The 19854-nt window shown below is 71.4% G+C and carries 18 protein-coding genes; 11 read left to right on the top strand and 7 right to left on the bottom strand.

Going from position 1 to position 19854, the window contains the following annotated elements; translation table 11 throughout:
* The first annotated feature begins 138 nt into the window (after nt 1-138).
* Both FNF32_RS09980 and FNF32_RS09985 read left to right on the top strand, forming a co-directional pair.
* On the top strand, nt 139-927 hold the full coding sequence (locus FNF32_RS09980; protein WP_246087767.1) for a hypothetical protein: 789 nt from the start codon (nt 139-141) through the stop codon (nt 925-927).
* On the top strand, nt 894-1877 hold the full coding sequence (locus FNF32_RS09985; RefSeq protein WP_131673172.1) for a glycosyltransferase family 8 protein: 984 nt from the start codon (nt 894-896) through the stop codon (nt 1875-1877). Before FNF32_RS09980 ends, FNF32_RS09985 begins: the two co-directional genes overlap by 34 nt.
* Here FNF32_RS09985 and FNF32_RS09990 read toward each other — a convergent pair.
* On the bottom strand, nt 1864-2091 hold the full coding sequence (locus FNF32_RS09990; RefSeq protein WP_131673171.1) for a DUF1150 family protein: 228 nt from the start codon (nt 2089-2091) through the stop codon (nt 1864-1866). The genes FNF32_RS09985 and FNF32_RS09990 overlap by 14 nt on opposite strands.
* Nucleotides 2092-2104: 13 nt before the next feature.
* Complete coding sequence (locus tag FNF32_RS09995) at nt 2105-2527, bottom strand: Hsp20 family protein (RefSeq protein ID WP_131673170.1); 423 nt, start codon at nt 2525-2527, stop codon at nt 2105-2107.
* A gap of 190 nt (nt 2528-2717) precedes the next feature.
* On the opposite strand from FNF32_RS09995, the gene FNF32_RS10000 reads away from it, so the two are divergent.
* The 4 genes from FNF32_RS10000 (at nt 2718) to FNF32_RS10015 (ending at nt 6235) form a co-directional block, all read left to right on the top strand.
* Nucleotides 2718-2936, top strand: coding sequence for a YdcH family protein (locus FNF32_RS10000; protein WP_131673169.1), 219 nt, complete (start codon nt 2718-2720; stop codon nt 2934-2936).
* Between the two features lie 91 nt (nt 2937-3027).
* A complete protein-coding gene (gene purE, locus FNF32_RS10005) occupies nt 3028-3513 on the top strand; it encodes a 5-(carboxyamino)imidazole ribonucleotide mutase (protein WP_131673168.1) in 486 nt (161 codons plus the stop codon).
* A complete protein-coding gene (locus FNF32_RS10010; protein ID WP_131673167.1) occupies nt 3506-4570 on the top strand; it encodes a 5-(carboxyamino)imidazole ribonucleotide synthase in 1065 nt (354 codons plus the stop codon). Before purE ends, FNF32_RS10010 begins: the two co-directional genes overlap by 8 nt.
* A gap of 66 nt (nt 4571-4636) precedes the next feature.
* Nucleotides 4637-6235, top strand: a complete 1599-nt coding sequence (locus FNF32_RS10015; protein WP_131673166.1) for a calcium-binding protein — start codon at nt 4637-4639, stop codon at nt 6233-6235.
* A 32-nt stretch (nt 6236-6267) separates the two neighbouring features.
* Here the strand turns inward: FNF32_RS10015 and FNF32_RS10020 are convergent, their stop codons facing one another.
* From FNF32_RS10020 to FNF32_RS10030, 3 genes are read right to left on the bottom strand one after another with little or no spacing between them, the layout of a single operon-like run.
* The gene (locus FNF32_RS10020; RefSeq protein WP_131673165.1) at nt 6268-7446 is read right to left on the bottom strand and encodes a dipeptidase; all 1179 of its coding nucleotides are present in this window, start codon (nt 7444-7446) and stop codon (nt 6268-6270) included.
* Nucleotides 7443-7952 carry a GNAT family N-acetyltransferase gene (locus tag FNF32_RS10025; RefSeq protein WP_131673164.1) on the bottom strand — a complete coding sequence of 170 codons (510 nt, stop codon included), beginning with the start codon at nt 7950-7952 and terminating at the stop codon, nt 7443-7445. The genes FNF32_RS10020 and FNF32_RS10025 overlap by 4 nt, the downstream gene beginning before the upstream one ends.
* On the bottom strand, nt 7949-9769 hold the full coding sequence (locus FNF32_RS10030; RefSeq protein ID WP_131673163.1) for a M3 family oligoendopeptidase: 1821 nt from the start codon (nt 9767-9769) through the stop codon (nt 7949-7951). The genes FNF32_RS10025 and FNF32_RS10030 overlap by 4 nt, the downstream gene beginning before the upstream one ends.
* Before the next feature lie 224 nt (nt 9770-9993).
* On the opposite strand from FNF32_RS10030, the gene FNF32_RS10035 reads away from it, so the two are divergent.
* A complete protein-coding gene (locus tag FNF32_RS10035; RefSeq protein WP_131673162.1) occupies nt 9994-11295 on the top strand; it encodes an O-acetylhomoserine aminocarboxypropyltransferase/cysteine synthase family protein in 1302 nt (433 codons plus the stop codon).
* A gap of 83 nt (nt 11296-11378) precedes the next feature.
* On the opposite strand, the gene FNF32_RS10040 is transcribed toward FNF32_RS10035, so the two are convergent.
* A complete protein-coding gene (locus tag FNF32_RS10040) occupies nt 11379-12413 on the bottom strand; it encodes an SIMPL domain-containing protein (RefSeq protein ID WP_131673161.1) in 1035 nt (344 codons plus the stop codon).
* A 194-nt stretch (nt 12414-12607) separates the two neighbouring features.
* Here FNF32_RS10040 and FNF32_RS10045 point away from each other — a divergent pair, with 194 nt between their 5' ends.
* Entirely contained in the window at nt 12608-16225 is a 3618-nt protein-coding gene (locus tag FNF32_RS10045; RefSeq protein WP_143796620.1) for a hypothetical protein, read from the top strand.
* Nucleotides 16226-16255: 30 nt separating this feature from the next.
* Here FNF32_RS10045 and FNF32_RS10050 read toward each other — a convergent pair whose 3' ends face one another.
* Complete coding sequence (locus tag FNF32_RS10050) at nt 16256-16921, bottom strand: lysozyme family protein (RefSeq protein WP_131674723.1); 666 nt, start codon at nt 16919-16921, stop codon at nt 16256-16258.
* 178 nt (nt 16922-17099) lie between these two features.
* Between FNF32_RS10050 and gatB the strand changes: the two genes are divergently transcribed.
* The 3 genes from gatB (at nt 17100) to FNF32_RS10065 (ending at nt 19833) form a co-directional block, all read left to right on the top strand.
* Nucleotides 17100-18614 carry an Asp-tRNA(Asn)/Glu-tRNA(Gln) amidotransferase subunit GatB gene (gatB, locus tag FNF32_RS10055; protein ID WP_131674722.1) on the top strand — a complete coding sequence of 505 codons (1515 nt, stop codon included), beginning with the start codon at nt 17100-17102 and terminating at the stop codon, nt 18612-18614.
* A 93-nt stretch (nt 18615-18707) separates the two neighbouring features.
* Nucleotides 18708-19421: a hypothetical protein gene (locus tag FNF32_RS15815; protein WP_185961918.1), complete on the top strand. Its 714-nt coding sequence runs from the start codon at nt 18708-18710 to the stop codon at nt 19419-19421.
* Between the two features lie 115 nt (nt 19422-19536).
* Nucleotides 19537-19833, top strand: a complete 297-nt coding sequence (locus FNF32_RS10065) for an FtsB family cell division protein (RefSeq protein ID WP_131674721.1) — start codon at nt 19537-19539, stop codon at nt 19831-19833.
* Nucleotides 19834-19854 lie beyond the last annotated feature (21 nt).

The raw sequence follows: 19854 nt of genomic DNA on the forward strand, positions 1-19854 counted from the left end.
GGGCTGCCCGCGCCCGTCGGCGGTTGACAATGCAGGCGTCCCCCGGACACACCGGGGGACGCTTTCGTCTTTCAGGGCCGCGCCATGTCGAACCCCATGACACCCCGACAGGCCGACCCGGACGCCCAACGGGATGCCGTGGGCAGACAGGCCCCGGTCCTCATCCTGTGCATGAAATGGGGCACGCTTTACGGCGCGCGCGACGTCAACAACCTTGCGCGCGGGGTGCGCCGCCACCTGTCCCGGCCCCATCGGTTCATCTGCTTCACCGACGATCCCTCGGGCCTGCACCCCGGCGTCGAGGCGCGGCCGCTGCCCGACCTGGGCCTGCCCCCCGGCAGCGGCGACAGCCGCTGGCAGAAGCTCGCCCTGTTCCGCCGCGATCTCGGCGGGTTGGCGGGGACGGCGCTGTTTCTGGACCTCGATCTCGTCGTTACCGGGCCGCTCGACCCGTTTTTCGCGCATCCGGGCGACGTCTGCATCATCCGCGACGACGACCTGTTCCGCCCCAAGCGGCTGCGGCGAGTCCGGCGCAGGCGCGACCGGTTCCTGCACATGGTGGGCAACACCTCGGTGTTCCGGTTCGTCGTCGGCAGCCATCCCGAGGTGCTGGAAACCTATCTCGCCGATCCGGCGGCAGCCGCCGCGCGCTACGAACACGAGCAGCAGATGGTCAGCGACATCCTGGACCAGCGGGGCGCGCTGTCCTACTGGCCGCCCGGCTGGTGCGCCAGCTTCAAGAACCACTGCGTCGGGCGCGGCATCCGCAGCTACCTGCGCGATCCGCGCTGTCCCGATGACGCGCGGATCGTCCTGTTCGCCGGAAGCCCCAAGATGGCCGACGTGCTGGCGGGGCGCGGGGGGCGCTGGTATCGCCGGATCGGCGACGTGACATGGCTCAGGCGCGCGTGGGACGGGCAGGGATGACGCTGCATGTCGTCACCGGCGCGGATGACAACTACGCGCCCGGCGTGCTGGTCCTGATCGCTTCGGCCGCGTGGCACAATCCGGGCGCGCGGTTCACCGTGCTGGACATGGGGATTTCGGCCGCGAACCGCGACCGGATCGACGGGCTGGGGCGCGCGCTTGGGGTCGCGCTCACGCGGATCGCGATCGACGAGGCGCGGCTGGCCGCGCTGCCGGTCCTGCGCGCGCATCTGACCCGAAGCACCTTTCTGCGGCTTCTGATCCCCGGGCTGATGCCGGACGCGGACCGGGTGATCTACATGGATTGCGACATGGCCGTGACCGGCTCGCTCGCGCCGCTGGGGGGAATGGACCTTGGCGACCACCCCATTGCGGCGGTGCCCGATCCCAGCCCCGACGCGCGCGAGCTTGCCGCGACGGGCGTGCCGCGCGGGCGCTACGTGAACGCGGGGCTTCTGGTCATGAACCTGCCCGTCTGGCGGCGCGAGGACGTGGCCGGGCAGTGCATCGCGCTGCTGTCGGACCCCGCGCGCCCGGTGCGGGCCGAGGATCAGTCGGCCGTCAACATCGCCTGCGCCGGCCGCATCCTGCCCTTGCCCCCCGAGTTCAACGTGTTCACCGACCCCGCCGCCTGGACGCCCGCGACGCTGCCCGCGCGGCTGGTCGTCGCCCATTACGTCGTCAACCAGAAGCCCTGGCGCGCGCATGCGAAGATGGGCGGGATCTGGCATGTGCACGCGGACCGGATCGCCGCGTTCATGCCGCCGTTGCCGCCGGTGTCCCTGAAAAGCCGCCTGTCGGCCCTGAACCGCAATCGCCGCATCGCGCTTGGCCTGCTGACGGGGCGAAAGAAATACCGCGACCGGCTGGCGGTCGCGGCACTGATGGAAGGGCGTTTCGTGCGCCCCTACCTTGCGGCGGAGCGCCCGCCGAAGGTCAGTGGACGCTGACGGGTTGCAGTTCGTTCTGCCGCGCCAGCACGAAGGCGAGGTTGCGGTCGCGCACCAGCGCCAGCCGCTCGCCATCGACGCCGTGGACGGCATACAGCGCGTCGGCGTCGGGCACCTGGCTGCGCACATCCTCGGGCAGGTCGGTCAGGTCCACGCGGCGGACATAGACGACGTTGCCTTCGGCGGCTTCGGGAAATTCATGCTTCATGTTCATTGTCGATCCCCTTTCACGTGCGGCTGATCGGTATGGTCTTGACGATGGTGTTCGGCTTGAGCCGGCGCAGGTCGATGTGAAGCAGCCCGTTTTCCAACGCCGCAGCCTCGACCTCGATCCCTTCGGCCAGCACGAAGCTGCGCTGGAACGCGCGTGAGGCGATGCCGCGATGCAGGAACACGCGCTCGTCCGCAGTGTCGCCCTGGCGGCCGCGGATCACCAGCTGGCGGTCCTCGACGGTGATCGACAGGTCGGCCTCGGCAAAGCCCGCCACGGCCAGCGTGATGCGGAACCCGTCGGGGGCGAGATGTTCGATGTTGTAGGGCGGATAGCCCTCGGCGCCCTTCGCGGCGCGTTCGGCCAGCCGTTCGAGCTGGTCGAACCCCAGCAGGTAGGGGTGCGTCCCCAGCCCCGTGCCCGGCCCCGTTTTCGACATGTGCAAGTCCTTCGCGCAGCGACTTCATCCGTGCCGGGCCCCTGATGCGGCGACCCGACGGGGGAAATATGGGTGCGCGGCCGCGTCGTCGCAAGAACCGCAAGATTTTGTTCACGATTTCATGCGAGTCCGGCTAGGATGAGGTCTCTCCCGGCCGGATCGACGGCCGGGCACCAAGGCGGACTGCCCCATGAACGCGCACTACGAGATGTCGCATGACGAGATCGCCCGCACCCGCCTGTCGGGGCTGCGGCGCCAGCACCGCGAACTGGACGAGGCGATCGGGCAGCTTGGGACCGGGGGCGTCGTCTGCACGATGACGCTGGCGCGGATGAAAAAGCGCAAGCTGGCGCTCAAGGACCAGATCGCCCGGCTCGAGGACGAGCTGACGCCCGACATCATCGCCTGACCGCCCTTTCGTTGGGGCGTGACCTGTCGGCCGGATTGCGCGCGCCGGAACCCGCGCTAATATGCCGCCTTCACCGCCGGAAGGGGCAAGGATGACGGTTCGCGTCGGCATCATCATGGGCAGCCAGTCCGACTGGGCCACCATGCGCGAGGCCGCGCAGATCCTGGACGAGCTGGGGGTCGCCTGCGAATCCCGGATCGTCAGCGCCCATCGCACCCCCGATCGCCTGTGGCGCTACGGGGTCGAGGCGGCGGATCGCGGGCTGCGGGTCATCATCGCGGGTGCGGGCGGGGCCGCGCACCTGCCCGGCATGATGGCGTCCAAGACACGGCTGCCGGTGATCGGCGTGCCGGTCCAGACCAAGGCGCTGGCTGGTGTCGATTCGCTTTATTCGATCGTTCAGATGCCCAAAGGCTATCCCGTCGCCACGATGGCGATCGGCGCGGCGGGGGCGGCCAATGCCGGGCTGATGGCGGCCGCGATCCTCGCGCTGGGGGACGAGGCGCTGGCGGCCCGGCTTGACGCCTGGCGCGCCGCGCTCTCCGCATCGATCCCCGAGGAGCCTTCGGATGACTGAGGCGCTGGCACCCGGCGCGACCATCGGCATTCTGGGCGGCGGGCAGCTGGGCCGGATGCTGTCGGTGGCGGCAAGCCGGCTCGGCTATCGCTGCCACGTCTACGAACCCGGCGCCGCGCCCGCGGGCGACGTGGCCGCACGGGTGACGACCGCCCCGTACGAGGACGAGGCCGCGATCCGCGCCTTTGCCCGCGCGGTCGATGTGGTCACCTACGAGTTCGAGAACGTGCCGGCCGCCGCGCTCGACCTGATCGAATCCATCGTCCCGATCCGCCCCGGCCGCCGCGCGCTGGCCGTGAGCCAGGACCGGATCGACGAAAAGGACTTCCTCTCCGGCCTGGGCCTTGCGACCGCGCCTTATGCGCGGATCGACAGCGCGGCCGACCTTGACGCCGCGATGGCGGGGCATGACCGCGCGATCCTGAAGACGCGGCGTCTGGGCTATGACGGCAAGGGGCAGCTGCGGCTGGCCACCGGCGACGACATGGCCGCCGCCTGGGCGCGGGTGAACGCGCCATCTGTGCTGGAGGGCTTCGTCGATTTCAGCGCCGAGATCAGCGTCATCGTCGCGCGCGGGACCGACGGCGCGGTCGCCGCCTTCGACCCCGGCCTGAACCTGCACGAGGGCGGGATCCTGCGCCGCACCACCGTTCCCTGCGGACTGCCCGCGCGGCTGGTGCAGGACGCGGTGCTCATCGCGTCGCGGATCGTGTCCGCGCTCGACTATGTGGGCGTGATGGGGGTCGAGCTGTTCGTGACGCCAGCCGGGCTGGTCGTGAACGAGATCGCGCCACGGGTCCACAACTCGGGCCACTGGACGCAGGCCGGCTGCGCGGTGGACCAGTTCGAACAGCATGTCCGCGCGGTCGCGGGCCTGCCGCTGGGCGACGGGCGGCGTCATGCGGACGTGGTGATGGAAAACCTGATCGGCGCCGACACCGACCGGCTGCCCGACCTGCTGCGCGCGCCGGACACGCAGGTTCACCTGTACGGCAAGTCCGAGGTGAAGCCCGGCCGCAAGATGGGCCACGTCAACCGGATCGTGCGGACCGGCTGATCCGTTGACGGCCCCCGGACGCGCTGGCAGGCTGGCGCCGACATTTCAGCACCACGGGGATTTGCCATGCAGGGTATGCTGCTGCTCAGCCTGTTGCCGCTCGCCTTTGCTCTTTCGGGCCTTGGGGGCGGCGGCTCCGACGAGGATGGGGACGATCAGGCGGCGATCCCGGGCACCGACGGCGCGGACGCGTTGCAGGGAACGCCCGCGCCCGACCTGATCGACGCGGGCGCGGGTGCCGACGCGATATTGGGCTTTGGCGGCGCGGATACGGTGCTGGGCGGCGACGGCGACGACGACATCTCGGGCAGCAGCGGCACCCGCGACGATCACATCGACGCGGGCGCGGGCGACGACACGGTGCGCTACGTGGGCGATCATTCGACCGTTCTCGGCGGCGCGGGAAACGACGTGCTGCGCGATCTGGGCGAGACCGGCGACGGGCTGATGGTCCGGGGCGGCGACGGCGACGACACCATCGCGGGCTGCGGAACGCTTGACGGCGGCGCGGGCGATGACGTCCTGGTCTACGACCACGGCGGGGTGGCGACGATGACCGGCGGCGACGGCGCGGATATCTTTGGCGTGACGGGCGGGGCGACGGCGCTGTCGCGCGACGACGCGCCCGTCATCACAGACTTCGACCCGGCCCACGACCGTATCCTGCTAAACGGCGTGGACGAGGCCGATCTGCACGACGGGCTCGTCCGCAGCACGGTCGTCACCCATGCCGACGGCTCGACCGAGACGCTGCTGGGCGATCCCGATGCGCCGCTGATGCGGCTGCAGGGCACCCACGCGCTGACCGCAGACAGCTTCCCGCAGGGCTTCCTGCGGGACGGAGCAACCCGCACCGGCACCGAAGGCGATGACCATGTCGACGTCTATCCGTTCCACCCCTGGGCCGGGGACGATCCGCTGGGGGCCACGCTGACCGACCGCGTGGATGCGGGCGCCGGCGACGACGTCATCGACGCCGCGCGCACGTCCGGTCCGCTGGGCCGCCTGAGGCTGGATGGCGGCGATGGCGACGACAGCATCTTCGGCGGCTCGGGCGCGGACAGGATCGACGGCGGCGACGGAAGCGACCAGCTTCTGGACGGCCCCGACGGGCGGCCGTTCACCGGCGCGCCGTTCCGCTTTGCCTCGGACGACGACCTGCTGCGGGGCGGGGCGGGCGGCGACACCATCGTGGCCGGGAACGGCGCCGACACGCTTCTGGGCGGCGACGGCGACGACGTGCTGGACGACGGCTATCTTACGCTGGACCTGGGCCCGGACCCGAACCGCATCCTCGTCGACGATGCGGCGACACTGGACGGCGGCGCGGGTGACGACACGCTGACGTTGAGCGGCGGGGACGTGGCGATGCTGGGTGAAGGCTCGGACGAGGCCTTTGTCCAACTGGACGAAACCCTGCCCGGCGATGCGGGCGGGGTGGTGACCGTGACCGATTTCACCCCGGGCGAGGACCGGCTGGGGATCCACGTCGCGGGCCCGCTGGGCAGCGCGCCGCCCTTGCTGCGGACCTGGGCCGCGGATGACGGGTCGGGGCTTTACGTCGGCATCGAAGGGCGCGACGAAGCGGTCGCCTTCCTGCGCGGCGTGTCGGCGGTGGCCGGGGGCGACCTGTCGGCGGCGGTCGTGCCGCCCGACGCGATGTAAGGGACGCCCGGCGGCGTCCCCCGCGCCCCCGCTCAGCCCGCCGGCAGCGTTTCCGACAGGTAGCGCATCATGTTGCCGCCCATGACCTTGGCGATCTGCGCCTCGGTCAGGCCCTCGTCCATGAGCGCCTGCGTCAACGCGGGAAGGTCGGCCGCGTCGATGCGCGTCTTGACCGCGCCGTCGAAGTCCGACCCCAGCGCCACGGCGTCCTCGCCCAGCACGTCGATGCCGCCCTTGATCGAGCGGGCGATCCCGGTCGGCGTGTCGTCGCAGGTCGCCTCTTCCCAGAAGCCGATGCCGACGATGCCGCCCTTGGCCACGATCTGCTGCATCAGGTCGTCGGGCAGGTTGCGGTGATTGTCGCAGACGCTGCGGATGCCGGTATGGCTCAGCATCGGCCGCGTGCCGGGCATCGCCAGCACATCGCTGACCATCTGCGGCGAGGCGTGGGCCAGATCGATGATGATGTCCTGATCGACCATGCGCTGCACCAGCTCGCGCCCGAACGCGGTAAGCCCCTGGTTGCTTTCGCCGTGCAGCGAGCCGCCGGTTTCGTTGTCGAAGAAATGCGTCAGGCCGATCAGGCGGAAGCCCGCCCCCTCCATCACGCCCAGATTGGCGATCTGGCCTTCCAGCGGGTGCGCCCCTTCCATGCCAAGGACGGCACCGACGACGCGGGCGCCCGCGGCGCGGTCGGCCAGCAGCTTGTCGAGGTCCGCGCGGCTGTGGATCACGCGCACGAGGTCGGGGTTCGCCTCGGCCATCCGGGTCAGCCGGTGGGCCTGGTCCAGCGCGCGTTCCTTGAGGCTGAACCACGACTGCACCGGGCGCAGCTGCGCGATCACCAGCGGCGTGATGTTGTCCGAGGTGTCGGCGCTGTTGCTGTCGTAATTCTGCCCGGACGGGCTTTTCGTGACGGTGGTAAAGACCTGGACGGCCACGTTTCCCCGGTCGAGGCGCGGCAGGTCCACGTGACCCTCGGACCGCTCGCGGACGAGGTTGCGGTCCCAGAGCAGCGGGTCGGCGTGCAGGTCGCCGATGACGAGGCGCCGGTGCAGCGCGCGGGCCTGTTCCGACACCGGCCAGTCCTTGCTGCGGTCCACGGGGTTCTGCGCGCCCGCGATGTAGCGCGGCGCGAACACGAGGACCGCGATCACGGCAAGCACGGCCAGCAGCAGCAGCCAGCGGAAGATCCGTCCTAGTCGCCTCATAGGGAAAGCCTCATGATGTGCTGGGGGCCGCGCGTGCCGCCAAGGAAATCCTCGCCCTCGTCCCGGAAGCCGGATGCGAGATACAGCGCCCGCGCGCCGGGGTTGAGGTGGTTGACCGTCAGCACGACCTCGCGGGCGCGGGGAAAGCGCGCGCGCACGTAGCCGCGCAGCTGCGCGAGCGCCAGCCGTCCAATCCCGCTGCCCTGCGCCGCCGCATCCACCAGCACGCCGCGCAGGCCGATGCTGTCGGCCCGGGCGAAATCGTGGCGCTGATGGAACAGCGGGTCGAGCTTGAAGCAGCCGACCACCCGGTTGCCGCGCCTGATCTCGTGAAACGAGATGCCGGGCGTGTCGTCCAGGATCATCTCGGCGCCGTCGCCTGCGTATTGCCCCGGCAACTGGCGCAGCGCGGCCAAGCGGTCGAGCCGCGCGGGCGGGCAGGGCGCAAGCGTGATTGCACCCTGGCCGGGCGGGGCGGCGGCAGCCGGGACGGGGGCGTCCCTCATTGCTCCATCGCTTCCAGCTCGTCGATGAAGCCTTCGATCATGGACAGGCCCTTGTTCCAGAACGCCGGATCGGCCGCGTTCAGGCCGAAGGGCCGCAGCAGCTCGGAATGGTGCTTGGACCCACCCGCGCGCAGCATGTCGAAATACTTGTCCTGGAAGCCCTGCGGCTGATCCTCGTAGGCCGCGTAGAGCGCGTTCACCAGCCCGTCGCCAAAGGCGTAGGCATAGACGTAGAACGGCGAGTGGACGAAGTGCGGGACGTAGGTCCAGAACGTCTCGTAGCCCGGCATGAACTCGAACACGTCGCCCAGGCTCTCGATCTGCACTTCCATCCAGATCGCGTTGATGTCGTCGGGCGTCAGCTCGCCTTCGGCGCGGGCGGCGTGCAGGCGGCATTCAAAGTCGTAAAAGGCGATCTGGCGGATGACCGTGTTGATCATGTCCTCGACCTTGCCCGCCAGCAGCGCCTTGCGCTGGACCGGGTCGGAGGTGTTGGCCAGGAGCGCCCGGAAGGTCAGCATCTCGCCAAAGACGCTTGCGGTTTCGGCCAGCGTCAGGGGCGTGGACGACAGCAGTTCGCCCTGTTCCGCGGCCAGCCGCTGGTGGACGCCGTGGCCCAGTTCATGCGCCAGCGTCATCACGTCGCGCGGTTTGCCGAGATAGTTCAGCATGACGTAGGGATGCACGGTCGTCACGGTCGGATGCGCGAAAGCCCCCGGCGCCTTGCCCGGCTTCACGCCCGCGTCGATCCAGCCATGATCGAAGAACGGCAGCGCCAGGTCGGCGAGCTTCGGGTCGAAACCCGCGTAGGCGTCCAGCACCGTGCTGCGCGCCTCGTCCCAGCCGATGGTGCGCGGGGCTTCCGTGGGCAGCGGCGCGTTGCGGTCCCAGACCTGGAGCTTGTCGAGACCCAGCCAGCGCGCCTTCAGGCGGTAGTAGCGGTGCGACAGGCGCGGATAGGCCGCGACGACGGCATCGCGCAGCGCCTGCACGACCTCGGGCTCGACGTGGTTCGACAGGTGGCGCGCGGTCTGGGGCGTGGGCATCCGGCGCCACTTGTCCTCGACCGCCTTTTCCTTGGCGAGCGTGTTGTGGATGCGCGCGAACAGCTTGACGTTGTCGCCAAAGACCCGCGCCAGCGCCCGCGCGCCCGCCTCGCGCCGGGTGCGGTCGTGGTCCGTCAGCAGGTTCAGCGTGGCTTCCAGCCCCATCGTCTCGCCGTCCACGTCGAACGTCAGCGCCGCCGTCGTCTCGTCGAAAAGCCGGTTCCACGCCGCGGCGCCCACGACCGAGTTGTCGTGCAGGAACCGTTCCAGCTCGTCCGACAGCTGGTGGGGGCGCAGGGCGCGCATGCGGTCGAACACCGGCTTGTAGCGGGCGGGGCCGTCGAGCGCGGTGAACACGCGCTGATAGACATCTTCGGGGATGCGGTTGAACTCGAGGCTGAAGAACACCAGCGGGGTCGAGAAGTCGGTGAGCTTCGCCTGCAGGTCGCCAAGCGCCTTGGCCCGGCGCGCGTCCATCGTGTCCTGATAATAGCGCAGGCCCACATAGGACATGAGCCGGCCGGAGATCAGGTCGATCCGCTCGTAGCGTTCGATGCATTCCAGCATTCCGGCGGGCGACAGGTCCGCCAGCCTGCCTTCGTAATCGGCGGCGAAGCGGGCGCAGGCGGCTTCCACCTCGGCCAGGTCGCGGGTGAGTTCCGGCGCGTCAGGGGCGGGATAAAGGTCCGACAAGTCCCAGTCCGGCAGCTTGCCCAGGGTCGCGTCGGTGGCACCAGGCTTCTCGGCATCGCGGACGGGGGTGCGGGTCATCGGCTGCTCCTGCGCGTTGGGATCATGCGGGCAACACTTGGACCTTTGGAGGACCGGGTTCAAGCGCGGCGGAGCCGGGCGGACGGATGGTCGTTCAGGCCGGTGGCCCGGCGGCGGGATATCTTTCCTGCCGCGCGGACATTCGCGCGACGCTCCGTCGCGGGCGATTGCGCGGCATTTTCGGCCCGCCTAGCCTTCGCGCCGTGCCATCACAGGGGAACGCCATGACCGACACGACCGCCGCCGCCCGCCCGCAGGGCTTCGACACGCTCGCCGTCCACGCGGGCGCCAAGGCCGATCCGGCCACGGGCGCGCGGCAGGTGCCGATCTATCAGACCACCGCCTATCAGTTCCGCGACGCCGACCACGCCGCCCGGCTCTTCAACCTGCAAGAGGTCGGCTACATCTATTCGCGGCTGACGAACCCGACTGTCAGCGCGCTGCAGGACCGCATCGCCGCGCTGGAAGGGGGCGCGGGCGCGGTCTGCTGTTCGTCGGGGCACGCGGCGCAGATCCTCGCGCTCTTGCCGCTGATGGGGCCGGGGCTGAACATCGTCGCCTCGACCCGGCTTTACGGCGGCACGGTCACGCAGTTCGGGCAGACGATCCGCCGCTTCGGCTGGTCGGCGACGTTCGTGGACCTCGACGACGAGGCCGCCGTCCGCGCCGCCATCGACGAGAACACGCGGGCAATCTTCGTCGAGTCGATCTCGAACCCCGGGGGCTACGTCACCGACATTCCGGCGATCGCACGTATCGCGGACGAGGCGGGGATCCCGCTCATCGTCGATAACACGCTGGCGAGCCCGTACCTGTGCCGCCCGATTGAACATGGCGCGACCCTGGTCGTCCACAGCCTGACGAAATACCTGACCGGGAATGGCACCGTCACCGGCGGCGTCGTGGTGGACAGCGGCAGGTTCGACTGGTCGGCGTCGGACAGGTTCCCCTCGCTCTCGCAGCCCGAGGCCGCCTATCACGGGCTGAACTTCCACCAGACCTTCGGCGCGGCCGCCTTTACCTTCCACGGCATCGCCATCGGGCTGCGCGATCTCGGCATGACGCTGAACCCGCAGGCCGCGCATTACACGCTGATGGGGGTCGAGACGCTGGCGCTGCGGATGCCGCGCCATGTCGCGAACGCGGTCGCCGCGGCGGAGTACCTGGCCGGGCACGACGGCGTCGCGGCGGTCAGCTATGCCGGCCTGCCGGACAGCCCGTGGCACGACCGGGCGGCGCGGCTTTATCCCAAGGGGGCGGGGGCGCTGTTCACGGTGCAGCTGAAGGGCGGCTACGACGCCTGCGTGCGCTTCATCGGGGCGCTGAAGCTTTTCAGCCACGTCGCGAACCTGGGCGACGCGCGGTCGCTGGCGATCCATTCGGCGTCCACCACCCACCGCCAGCTAACCGGGGACCAGCAGGTCGCGGCGGGGGCGGGGCCGGACGTGGTGCGGCTGTCGATCGGGATCGAGGATCCCGCCGACATCATCGCCGATCTCGAACAGGCGCTGGCGGCGGCTGGCTGAACGGTCCGGCTGAAAGGTCCTGTGCCGGAAAGCAAAGGGGCGCCCGCGGGGGCGCCCCTTCGTCGTGGCGGACTGGTTGTCGATCAGTTGGTTGCAGGCGCGGCCGCGCCGGGTGCGGGCTGGCCGGCAGGCGGCACCGGCGCGGCGTCTGCGGGCGGTGCGGTCACCGGGGCCGGTTCCGACACACCTGCCGAGGCATCCCCCGGCGCACCCGCCGCCGCGCCCGCCGCTGCTCCGGTCGGAACCGGCGGCTCCATCGGCGGTTTTGGCTCGCGCGGGCCGCCCTTGCGGTCGCGCCCGCCCTTCTGCCAGTCGCACTTGCCGGGACCCGCCGCGCCGTCCCCCATAAGCTCGAACGTGGCGCCGACCATGGCGGTAAAGCTCAACTCGCCCGCCTCGACCGGGGTCGCGCCCGCCGCCGCGCTGTCCTGCGCGGCCATCCGGTACATCGGCGCGGGCGGGCTGATCGGGCCCGAGTTGTTCAGGCTGACCAGCCCGCCCAGTTCCAGCCCCGACGCCTCCGCCAGCACCTCGGCGGTGTGGCGCGCGTTCTCGACCGCCTTTTTCAGCGCCTCGTCCTGGGTCGCCTGCGCGTCCTCGCGCCCGAAGCTGATCCCCTGCACCTCGTTCGCGCCCGCCGTCACCAGCCGGTCCAGCACCCCGCCGAGCGAGGCGAGGTCGCGCACGGTGATCGTCACCATGTTTTGCGCCTGGTAGCCGGTGATGACCGGCGGCTGCCCCTCGCGCGAATAATCCTGCAGCGGCGACAGGTTCAGCCCCGAGGTCTGGATGTCGCGCGGCTCGATCCCCTGCGCCTTCAGCGCGTCGATGACGGCGGTCTGGCGGGTGGCGTTGTCGGTCATCGCCTGCTGCGCGGTCGGGGCCTGCACCGTCACGCCGACGCTGACGGTCGCGATGTCGGGCTGGACGTTGGCCTTGCCCTCGCCCTGGGTGGTCAGCGTCGCGGGGTGGCGCGGCCCGCAACCGGGGGCCGCCTGTGCCGCCGGCGCAAGCGCGAGGGGCGCGAGGACGGCCAGCGCGACGGCGGGCAGAAGGCCCCGGCGGGCAGGGGTGCGGACGGGTGCATTGCGATGCGTGGTGGCGGTTCTGATCGGCATGGATGATCCCTGAGGCGGATTGACTGGATGGCCGATGATGGCACGCGGCGGGAACGCACGAAAAAACGTTCCGGTGCGCTCACGATATGGTGTTTCGCTTTCCACGAGGCCCGTTCTGAGGTAGGTGTGGGACGAGCAGCAAACGGATCGCACCGCGCACCAACGACGGGCGGCCACAACGAAAAGCACCGGCCATGACCACGCAAGCAGCGCCTCAGTTCGCCTTGTCTTTCAGCAATGACGCCGTGCATCTGCTGGAACGCACCGCCCCGCCCGAAAGCGCGGCCCCGTGGCGCGAAAGGGGGCGCGCGCTTTTCGACGCCCAGGACTTCCGCCTGCAGATCGGCGCGCTGCGCGACACCGCCCGTCAGTCTGACGGCAAGGCGGTGCCGGTGGCGCTGGTGATCCCCGACGACCAGATCCTGTACACCTCGGTCGCGGCCGGGGACGCGCGCGGCGCGGCCGCCGTGGGGCAGGCGCTGGACGGGCTGACCCCCTACCGGGTCGAGGAGCTGGCCTGGGACTGGCGTGCCGACGGGCCCGAGGGGCTGCGGGTCGCCGCCGTCGCGCGGCAGACGCTGCGCGAGGCCGAGGATTTCGCCCGCCGCTACGGCTTCGCGCCGGGCGGCTTCGTGGCCGATCCGCCCGAAGGCGTCTATCCGGGCGCGCCCCGCTTTTCGATGAGCGACGATCTGGCGGCGGACGCGGGCACGAGCGACGAGGACACGCTTCCCGGCGACGAGCTGGCGTCCCTCGACGAGGAGAAGGATAGCGCGGCGGAGGATGTCGCGGCCGAGGGTGCGACGGACGAGGGCGGGGTGGCTGACGTCGAGGCGGCTGAGGATGAAGCCGCCGCGGATGACACCCCTGACGATGAAGCGGGCCTGGACGAGAAGCCGACCAGCCGTTCGGTCGAGGCGACTATCGGCGACGATTTGGCGGAAGGCGACGAGGAGCCGGTGGAGTCATCGGTCGTGCCGACGACGCAAGCCGACGCTTCGGCTGCCAAGCCTGCGACGGCCGATGCTGCGGCCGCCGAAGCCATCCCGGAAGAGACTGCGACGCCGGCGGACGATGACGAGCCTGTAGAGAAGCGGGCTTTGTCCGCTCCCGTGAGCGAGGAAACTTCGGCGACGTCGCCCGTCCACCCAGAAACCGCCGCGCCCCGGCTGGTCGCGCCTGCCGCGGCCCCGCCCGCGACCGGCGGCGCGCATGTCACGGCGCGCCACCCCGACGGGACCGATGCGCTTCCCGCGGCCGAACCGGCGCGCGCGCGCCAACCGGCCGATGCCGATGCCGCGCTTGCCGGACAGGCCGCAGCCGCTGCCGCCGCGATCGCGGCGCCCGCGACCGCGTTTACCCCGCAGCCGCTGCCCGAGCGTGCGCAGGCGGTACTTGAGCGTGCCGCCCAAGCCCGGGCGCTGCGCGCCGAGGCGGTGCCCGTAGCTGCGCCCCGCAAGCCGGGCCAGCGCGGCGGCGTCGGCGGACTGGTCCTGATGCTGGGCGCGCTGATCGTCGCGCTGGCGCTGATCTGGGGCCTGTCCAGCGGCCGCCAGCCGGCCGAGATCGCCGCCCCCGCGGTCCAGCCCGATGCGCCCGTCGATGTCGCTGCTGATGTCGCTGCCGACGTCGCTGCCATTACCGCCGCCGAGCAGGCGGTTGAACCGGACCTCGCGCCCGGGATCGAGCCTGCTGTCGAGGCGACGGCCCCGTCTGCGACTGAAGCCGTCCCGGCGGTCGAGCCCGCCGCGACCGCCCCGGCAATCGCTGCCGCGCCCGAGTCCGTCGTGGCAACTCCGCCCGTCGTTGCGCCGCCTGTCATTGCCCCGACCGCCGTTGCTCCGACCACGGTGGTCCCGCCTGCCGCTTCTCCGATCGCCCTTCCGACGACCGCGCCGACCATCGCCGATGCGGCGCCGGAACCCGCGTTGCCCGAAGCGCAGGCCCAGGCTGCCCCCGACGCGGCCGTGACCGACACCGCGACGGCGACGACTGAAACGCCCACCCCGGCGGGCGGCGCAGCGACGGCGCCCGCCACCGCGAGGCCCCCGGCAACCGCGCCGGTGACCGCGACGGCACCGGCGGTCACACCCGAACCCGCCCCTGCGGACACCGGCGCCGTGGACCGCGCCGGGATCGAGGCCGCGCTGGCCGAGGCGAACGGGTCCTCCGCGACCTCGACCCAGCCTTCCGTTCCCGCCACCGCGCGCAGCACCGCGACCCGGCCCGCGCCGGCGCGGCCCGAGCCGTCGTCCGCCGATCAGCCGCCCAGCGGCGCCGCGCCCAGCGGTTCGGCCTTGCGCAGCTCGCCCCGGCCCGAGGCGCGTCCGGCGCGCCGCGCGCCGTCGGCGTCCGCTGCGCCCGCAACGGAACGGGCGACCCCGCAGGCGGCCCGCGCGTCATCCAGCGCGGCCCCGCGCCCCAAGGCCGCCGCAGCCGAACCCGCGACCAGGGCCGCTGCCACCGACGCCGCCAGCAAGCCCGCCGCCCCGCGCACCTCGACGGCACCGCCCGCGCGCCGCAGCGCGCCGCAGGCGGAAACCCGGCCCGACACCGTCGCCGACCGCCCTGCCTCGCGCCCGACCCGCAAGCCCGCGACCTCGGCCATGATCCTGCCGCGCGTTCAGCCCCTGCAGGTCGCGTCCGCCGCGTCCGTCCTGCAGGCAAGCTGGCCGTCGCAGGACCGCGTCGCAGCCTCGGTCCGCGCCCGGGTTGCCGACGCGCGCCCGTCGCGCCGCCCCGCGGGGGCTACCCGCACCGACGCGGCCGAGAAGTCGGCGATCGAGTCGGCGGTCGAACAGGCGGCGGCCGATGCCTCTGCCGCGCCCGCGCGCAAGGGCGCGCCCGCCGCGAAACCTTCCGCCGCAAGGAAATCGGCGGCGAAGGCAACCGAGAGCGACGTGACCAAGGACGCCGCCAAGCCGCAGGCCCGGTCGGCCATCGACGAGGCCGTCGCCGAAGCGGCAAAGCCCGCGACCCGCACCGCCTCGGCGGCGGGGCGCCCGGCGCATCGGCCGTCGAAGGCGGGTTCCGCCAGCGACAGGGCGACCGACAGCGCCGTGGACAATGCCGTCGACAGCGCCGTCGCCGCCGCCGTGGCGGGGGCGGGCGCCAGCACGGTGCCCCTGAAGATGGCGGCGCTCAGCTCTCCGTCGCCGCTGGCCCGCCCCAAGGGGCTTGCGAGTTCCAGGACGCAAACCGCCCCCGCCGACACGTCCAGCGAGGACAGCGAGGCCGAGGCGGTCGCGTTGGCCGCCGCGCGCGGCCCGGCGACGGCACCGGCCGCCCCGCCCGCCGCCGCGCTTCCGCCCGCGACGCCCGATCCCGCCGCCGTGGCCAAGCAGCACGCGATGGACGAGCAGCTGCAGGCGCAGGCCGAGGCGCGGGCGCGGGCCGAAGCGGCCGCCGACGCGCAGCGCGAGCAATCCGAGCGCACCGCCGCCGAAGCCCGCGCCCGCGCGCAGGCCGCCGCCGAGGAGCGCGCGGCCATCGCCTCGACCGGCACGTACAAGCCGCCGGAAGCCGATGCCGAGCCCGAGGTCGCAACCGCGACCGCCAAGTCGCCGCAGTCGAACGCCGTCACCAAGAACGCGACGGTGGGCGGGCTCGACCTCGCCAAGACGCAGGTGATCGGGGTGATCGGCGCGGGCAAGGCCAGCCGCGGCCTGATCCGCCTTCGCAGCGGCAAGGTCGTGACCGTGCGGCTGGGCGACCGGATCGACGGCGGAGCGATCAACTCGATCGGCAAGGGCCGCATCAGCTACGTCAAGGCGGGCCGCCAGTACGACCTGCCGATCCTCGGCGGAAGCTGAGGACCGGCGCCCGCCGCCCGCAGACCCGGCTCAGCGGCAGTAGTCCTGCCGCCGGGTCCAGGTCGCAAGCTCGCCCCGTTCCTTGCCCGAGCGCAGGGTCAGAAGATCGCGCGCGGCACCGCGCCAGCTGCGCCCTTCGCCCCCGGCCGGGGCGCTGATCGCGCCGTCCCGGGCGACGTTGCGCGCCATGATCCGCACGCCGCATTGCAGGTTCGCGCGAACGTCCGACAGCGACGTGGCGCAGCCGTTGCTGCGCGCCGCCCGTGCCGTGACGCCAAGCAGCCCCACCGCCTCGCCACGCCGCGACAGCGGGTTCCAGCCGCTTTCCTGACCCGCGACCTTGGACATGAACCCGGCCCAGAACGCCGCGCGGTCCTGCGGCGTCTGGCGCTGGTAGCCCGGGCAGTATTCCAGCACGTCGGCGGGCATCGACGACATCAGCGTGACGCCCTCGGTTTCCAGCGCGTCGAGCATGGCGGCGGTCCATTCCTCGGACTGGGCCTGCCCTTCCCACGCCATCGGCGGGGGCTTGCCGCCGGGCAGGGCCGCGCGCAGGCGGCCGACCGCGCCGGGCTTGTCCTGGGGCACCATCGTCGGTGCCGTGACCGCGTCCCGCACCGCGGGCGATCCGCAGGCGGCGAGCGCCGCCACCGCAACAACCACCGTCGCCGCCGCCCTTGCCGCCGTCTTGCGCATCGTCCTGTCCGTCCATGATTTTTCGCCCGTTCCGCATAGCAACGGGCCGGCGCGGTTCACAAGCAACGATCCCGCGACCGAGGCCGCCGCCTGACCGCCGCCTGACCGCCGCCGCCGGACCGGCTTGCCGAACCCGGCACCGGGCCGTAGAAAACCCCGATTGATGCCGGAGGCCCAGATGCTCGACCACCTCACCTATACCGCGCCCGAACCCAAGGTCATCGCCGGGGCCAAGGGCGACTGGGAACTGGTGATCGGGCTCGAGGTGCATGCGCAGGTCGCGTCGAACGCCAAACTGTTTTCGGGCGCCTCGACCACCTTCGGGGCCGAGCCGAACTCGAACGTCAGCTTCGTCGATGCGGCGATGCCGGGGATGCTGCCGGTCATCAACGAATTCTGCGTGGCGCAGGCGGTCCGCACCGGCCTTGGCCTGAAGGCCGCGATCAACCTGTTCAGCGCCTTCGACCGCAAGAACTACTTCTACCCGGACCTGCCGCAGGGCTACCAGATCAGCCAGCTCTACCACCCCATCGTGGGCGAGGGAGAGATCATCGTCGACATGGCCCCGGGCGTCGCCCGGCGGGTCAGGATCGAGCGGATTCACCTGGAACAGGACGCGGGGAAGTCGATCCACGACATGGACCCGGCGCTGTCCTTCGTGGACCTGAACCGCACCGGCGTCGCGCTGATGGAGATCGTCAGCCGCCCCGACATCCGCGGTCCCGAGGAAGCGGCGGCTTACGTCGCCAAGCTGCGCCAGATCATGCGCTATCTCGGCACCTGCGACGGCAACATGCAGAACGGCAACCTGCGCGCCGACGTGAACGTCTCGGTCTGCAAGCCCGGCGACTACGAACGCTTCATGGAGACAGGCGACTTCGGCGTCCTTGGCACGCGCTGCGAGATCAAGAACATGAACTCGCTGCGTTTCATCCAGGCCGCGATCGACTTCGAGGCGCGGCGCCAGATCGCCATTCTGGAGGACGGCGGCAAGATCGTGCAGGAAACCCGCCTCTACGACCCCGACCGGGGCGAAACCCGGTCGATGCGGTCCAAGGAGGAAGCGCACGACTACCGCTATTTCCCCGACCCCGACCTGCTGCCGCTGGAGATCGAGCAGGCGTGGGTGGACGACATCGCCGCCTCGATGCCCGAACTTCCCGACGAGAAGAAGGCACGGTTCGTGCAGGCGCTGGGGCTGTCCGAATACGACGCAGGCGTGCTGACGGCGGACGTGGAAAGCGCCGACTTCTTCGAGGCGGTGTCGGCGGGCCGCGACGGCAAGCAGGCCGCGAACTGGGTCATCAACGAGCTGTTCGGGCGGCTGAACAAGCAGGGCGTGGCGATCGGCGACAGCCCGGTCAGCGCGGGCCAGCTTGGCGGCGTCCTCGACCTGATCGGATCGGGCGAGATTTCCGGCAAGATGGCCAAGGACCTGTTCGAGATCGTGTGGACCGAGGGCGGCGATCCGGCCGAGATCGCGGCGGCGCGCGGGATGAAGCAGGTGACGGATGCCGGCGCGATCGAGGCGGCGGTGGACGAGATCATCGCCGCAAACCCCGCGCAGGTGGAAAAGGCCCGCGCGAACCCCAAGCTCGCGGGCTGGTTTACCGGGCAGGTGCTGAAGGCCACGGCCGGCAAGGCGAACCCGGCCGCGGTCAACGAACTGGTGGCCAAGAAGCTGGGGCTTTGACCCCGCGCGGGCCGTCGCGCGCCCGCGTGCAACGATGGGCCGGGCTCGCGCGTTCGGTCGGAACGTCATCGCAATCGTGACATGAGGGGCAGCATGCAGACCTTTGAATACACCGTCATCCCCGCTCCGGTCCGCGGTGAAAAGGCGAAGGGCGCCCGGACGGGCGTCGAGCGGTTTTCCTATGCGCTGCTGACCGAGATGAACCGGATGGCGGCGAACGGCTGGGAATATGTCCGGGCCGAGACGCTGCCCTGCGAGGAACGCAGCGGGCTGACCAGCCGCACGACGGTCTATCACAACGTGCTGGTGTTCCGCCGCGCGCTTCACAGCGAACAGCCCCGGAACACCCTGCCGGCCGGCCGCCACGAACCGACCCACGCGGTGATGCCGGGAGCTCCGGCCCTGCAGGCGGCGCACGCCGCGCCGGTCCAGCATCCGGCACCCGCGAGCGTCCCGCCGCTGCCCGCGACCCCGATCCCGGCCGGGCGCGCTGAGGCTGCAGCGCCCGCGCGCCAGCCCGATCCGCCGCCAAGCTGGCCGGACGGCCCTTCGGGCGATGCGACCCCAACCGGGCAGCCGGTGCCCGACCGCATCCCCGCCCAAACCCCGGACCGCACCCACGTGCCCGAGCGGGTTTCGGATGACACGTCGGACCTGGACGCCTATCCGCTCGTCATCGACGACGAGCCGGCAGTCTCCGCGCCGTTCCGTCCCGCGTTCGGCGAAGCGATGCCGCGCCGTGACGATGCCGACCTGCCGGCGGACCCCGCGGCCCCGCCGACCCGCCTCGGCCCCGCGCAGCGCTGATCGCCTGACCGCTGCCCGTCCCGTGGCGCGGGCACGCGCCTGACCGCCCGCGGGGGATTCCCCCGCCGCCCGCCGCGTGGCAGAGTGGCGACACGCCAACCGACCGGACCACGTCATGACCCAATCCCGAGTTTCGATCAGCGCGCTGGTGTTCTTTGCGCTGATGGTGCTGGTCGGCCTGTACTTCGCCATCGCCGCCGTGCAGGGCCCGTCCGGCATCCTGCGGCGGGTCCAACTGGACGCCGAGACGACGGAACTGGTGGCCGAGCGCGACCGCCTTCGTGCCGAGGTGGACCGGATGAAGAACCTGACGCGCCGCTTGTCGGACGAATATCTCGACATCGACCTGCTCGACGAACGCGCCCGCGACGTGCTTGGCTACGCCCGCGCCGACGAGATTGTGATCCGCTGACTTGCGAGCCATACTCCGGTG

It is taken from the genome of Paracoccus marinus, assembly GCF_007018965.1.
GTDB classification, from domain to species: Bacteria; Pseudomonadota; Alphaproteobacteria; order Rhodobacterales; family Rhodobacteraceae; genus Paracoccus; species Paracoccus marinus.

Bases quoted from the DNA above. Each gene is read 5' to 3' on its own strand.
- FNF32_RS09985 (WP_131673172.1), top strand. From the start codon at position 894: ATGGCTCAGGCGCGCGTGGGACGGGCAGGGATGACGCTGCATGTCGTC.
- FNF32_RS09990 (WP_131673171.1), bottom strand. From the start codon at position 2,091: ATGAACATGAAGCATGAATTTCCCGAAGCCGCCGAAGGCAACGTCGTC.
- FNF32_RS09995 (WP_131673170.1), bottom strand. From the start codon at position 2,527: ATGTCGAAAACGGGGCCGGGCACGGGGCTGGGGACGCACCCCTACCTG.
- FNF32_RS10000 (WP_131673169.1), top strand. From the start codon at position 2,718: ATGAACGCGCACTACGAGATGTCGCATGACGAGATCGCCCGCACCCGC.
- purE (WP_131673168.1), top strand. From the start codon at position 3,028: ATGACGGTTCGCGTCGGCATCATCATGGGCAGCCAGTCCGACTGGGCC.
- FNF32_RS10010 (WP_131673167.1), top strand. From the start codon at position 3,506: ATGACTGAGGCGCTGGCACCCGGCGCGACCATCGGCATTCTGGGCGGC.
- FNF32_RS10015 (WP_131673166.1), top strand. From the start codon at position 4,637: ATGCAGGGTATGCTGCTGCTCAGCCTGTTGCCGCTCGCCTTTGCTCTT.
- FNF32_RS10020 (WP_131673165.1), bottom strand. From the start codon at position 7,446: ATGAGGCGACTAGGACGGATCTTCCGCTGGCTGCTGCTGCTGGCCGTG.
- FNF32_RS10025 (WP_131673164.1), bottom strand. From the start codon at position 7,952: ATGAGGGACGCCCCCGTCCCGGCTGCCGCCGCCCCGCCCGGCCAGGGT.
- FNF32_RS10030 (WP_131673163.1), bottom strand. From the start codon at position 9,769: ATGACCCGCACCCCCGTCCGCGATGCCGAGAAGCCTGGTGCCACCGAC.
- FNF32_RS10035 (WP_131673162.1), top strand. From the start codon at position 9,994: ATGACCGACACGACCGCCGCCGCCCGCCCGCAGGGCTTCGACACGCTC.
- FNF32_RS10040 (WP_131673161.1), bottom strand. From the start codon at position 12,413: ATGCCGATCAGAACCGCCACCACGCATCGCAATGCACCCGTCCGCACC.
- FNF32_RS10045 (WP_143796620.1), top strand. From the start codon at position 12,608: ATGACCACGCAAGCAGCGCCTCAGTTCGCCTTGTCTTTCAGCAATGAC.
- FNF32_RS10050 (WP_131674723.1), bottom strand. From the start codon at position 16,921: ATGCGCAAGACGGCGGCAAGGGCGGCGGCGACGGTGGTTGTTGCGGTG.
- gatB (WP_131674722.1), top strand. From the start codon at position 17,100: ATGCTCGACCACCTCACCTATACCGCGCCCGAACCCAAGGTCATCGCC.
- FNF32_RS15815 (WP_185961918.1), top strand. From the start codon at position 18,708: ATGCAGACCTTTGAATACACCGTCATCCCCGCTCCGGTCCGCGGTGAA.
- FNF32_RS10065 (WP_131674721.1), top strand. From the start codon at position 19,537: ATGACCCAATCCCGAGTTTCGATCAGCGCGCTGGTGTTCTTTGCGCTG.